Here is a 1,945-nt window from a genome sequence, read left to right as displayed (position 1 = left end):
GTCGCTGCCCGGTTGAACGGCCGGCCACGCAAAACGCTCGGCTGGGAAACCCCAGCCGAGCGTCTCACCAAGCTTCTGGCGCTAGCCAGTTGATCAATCCGTGTTGCGATGACCCCTTGACTTCACCAGGGCGGACGGGGCCTGCGGGCGCACCCGACTAGTTGAAGGAGTCGCCGCAGGCGCAGGAGCCCGTGGCGTTCGGGTTGTCGATGGTGAAGCCCTGCTTCTCGATCGTGTCGACGAAGTCGATGGAGGCGCCCATCAGGTAGGGGGCGCTCATCCGGTCGGTGACGACGCTGACGCCACCGAAGTCCGTCACGACGTCGCCGTCCATCGAACGGTCGTCGAAGAAGAGCTGGTAGCGCAGGCCGGAACAGCCGCCCGGCTGCACGGCCACGCGCAGCTGCAGGCCCTCCTCGCCCTGCTGCTCGAGCAGGCTCTTGACCTTGGCGGCGGCCGCGTCGGTCAGGATCAGGCCCTGCGTCGTGGTCTCGCTGCTCTCAACCGTCATCTGCTGACTCCCTAACCCGGCTGTCTGTTCCGACGTCTACTGATGACGCTACCAACACCTGCCGGGTGCTACACATTCCCTCCCCCACCGGACCCCGGAATATATGCCCCCATACCGTGTGTCATAGTTAGTCGTCAGTTAGACGATAAGGGGGTACGGCCATGGCCACCCAGACTGGGCTGCCACTCTTCGTCCTCGGCCGGGGCGCCGATCCGCACAGCGAGACGGGGGTGGACTGTCCGGGCGAGCTGCCGCCCGCCTCCGACCCGCACCTGGTGGAACGGGCGCGCAAGGCCAAGCAGGCGCTCGGCGACCGGCTCTTCGTGCTCGGCCACCACTACCAGCGCGACGAGGTCATCCAGTTCGCCGACGTGACCGGCGACTCCTTCAAGCTGGCGCAGCAGGCCGCCGCCCGGCCCGAGGCCGAGTACATCGTGTTCTGCGGCGTGCACTTCATGGCCGAGTCGGCCGACATCCTGACCACCGGCTCCCAGCGGGTGGTGCTGCCGGACCTCGCGGCGGGCTGCTCGATGGCCGACATGGCCACCTTCGACCAGGTCGAGGAGTGCTGGGAGGCGCTGGAGGACGCGGGCCTGGCCGACCAGGTCGTGCCCGTCACGTACATGAACTCCAGCGCCGACATCAAGGCCTTCTGCGGTCGCAACGGCGGCGTGGTGTGCACCTCGTCCAACGCCAGGCGGGCCCTGGACTGGGCCTTCGAGCAGGGCTCCAAGGTGCTGTTCCTGCCCGACCAGCACCTGGGCCGCAACACGGCGGTGCTGGAGATGGGCATGTCGCTCGACGACTGCGCCGTGTGGAACCCGCACCGCCCCAACGGCGGCCTCACCCCCGAGCAGCTCGAGCGGGCGCGCATGCTCCTGTGGAAGGGCCACTGCTCGGTCCACGGCCGCTTCACGGCCGAGTCGGTCGACGACGTACGCGAGCGCGTCCCGGGCGTGAACGTGCTGGTGCACCCCGAGTGCCGGCACGAGGTGGTGCTCAAGGCCGACCACGTGGGCTCGACCGAGCACATCATCAAGACGCTGGCCGCCGCCCCCGCCGGGTCGAGCTGGGCCGTGGGCACCGAGCTCAACCTGGTCAAGCGGCTGGCCCAGATGTTCCCGGACAAGAACGTCTCGTTCCTGGACCGGACCGTCTGCTACTGCTCGACGATGAACCGCATCGACCTGCCCCACCTGGTGTGGGCGCTGGAGTCGCTGGCGCTGGGCGAGGTCGTCAACCAGATCACGGTCGACGCCGACACCGCCCACTGGGCGCGCGTCGCCCTGGACCGGATGCTCGCCCTGGCCTAGATCGCTGATGTGAAATTTGGGTTAGTGATCGTAGGCGATCAGGGATCGTTTCACGGGTGCGCCGATGTTCCAGTTGTGCCAGATGACAGCGTTGAGGGCGAGGATGCGCTGGCTGATGCGT

2 protein-coding genes and 1 pseudogene are annotated in these 1,945 nt (G+C 67.7%); 1 reads left to right on the top strand and 2 read right to left on the bottom strand.

What is annotated here, in order from left to right; translation table 11 throughout:
• Positions 1–157: 157 nt before the first annotated feature.
• Positions 158–511, bottom strand: a complete 354-nt coding sequence (gene erpA, locus KME80_RS49700; RefSeq protein ID WP_049566397.1) for an iron-sulfur cluster insertion protein ErpA — start codon at positions 509–511, stop codon at positions 158–160.
• 161 nt (positions 512–672) lie between these two features.
• Between erpA and nadA the strand changes: the two genes are divergently transcribed.
• Positions 673–1,824: a quinolinate synthase NadA gene (gene nadA / locus KME80_RS49695; RefSeq protein ID WP_219520059.1), complete on the top strand. Its 1,152-nt coding sequence runs from the start codon at positions 673–675 to the stop codon at positions 1,822–1,824.
• 21 nt (positions 1,825–1,845) lie between these two features.
• Here the strand turns inward: nadA and KME80_RS53650 are convergent.
• A pseudogene (locus tag KME80_RS53650) lies at positions 1,846–1,945 on the bottom strand (IS982 family transposase); the annotation flags it as partial.

It is taken from the genome of Nonomuraea ceibae, from assembly GCF_019396325.1.
Lineage (GTDB): Bacteria > Actinomycetota > Actinomycetes > Streptosporangiales > Streptosporangiaceae > Nonomuraea > Nonomuraea ceibae.
The sequence above is the reverse complement of the archived record's forward strand: the minus strand, read 5'-3'. Positions and strand labels throughout refer to the sequence as shown.

Bases quoted from the DNA above. Each gene is read 5' to 3' on its own strand.
- erpA (WP_049566397.1), bottom strand. From the start codon at position 511: ATGACGGTTGAGAGCAGCGAGACCACGACGCAGGGCCTGATCCTGACC.
- nadA (WP_219520059.1), top strand. From the start codon at position 673: ATGGCCACCCAGACTGGGCTGCCACTCTTCGTCCTCGGCCGGGGCGCC.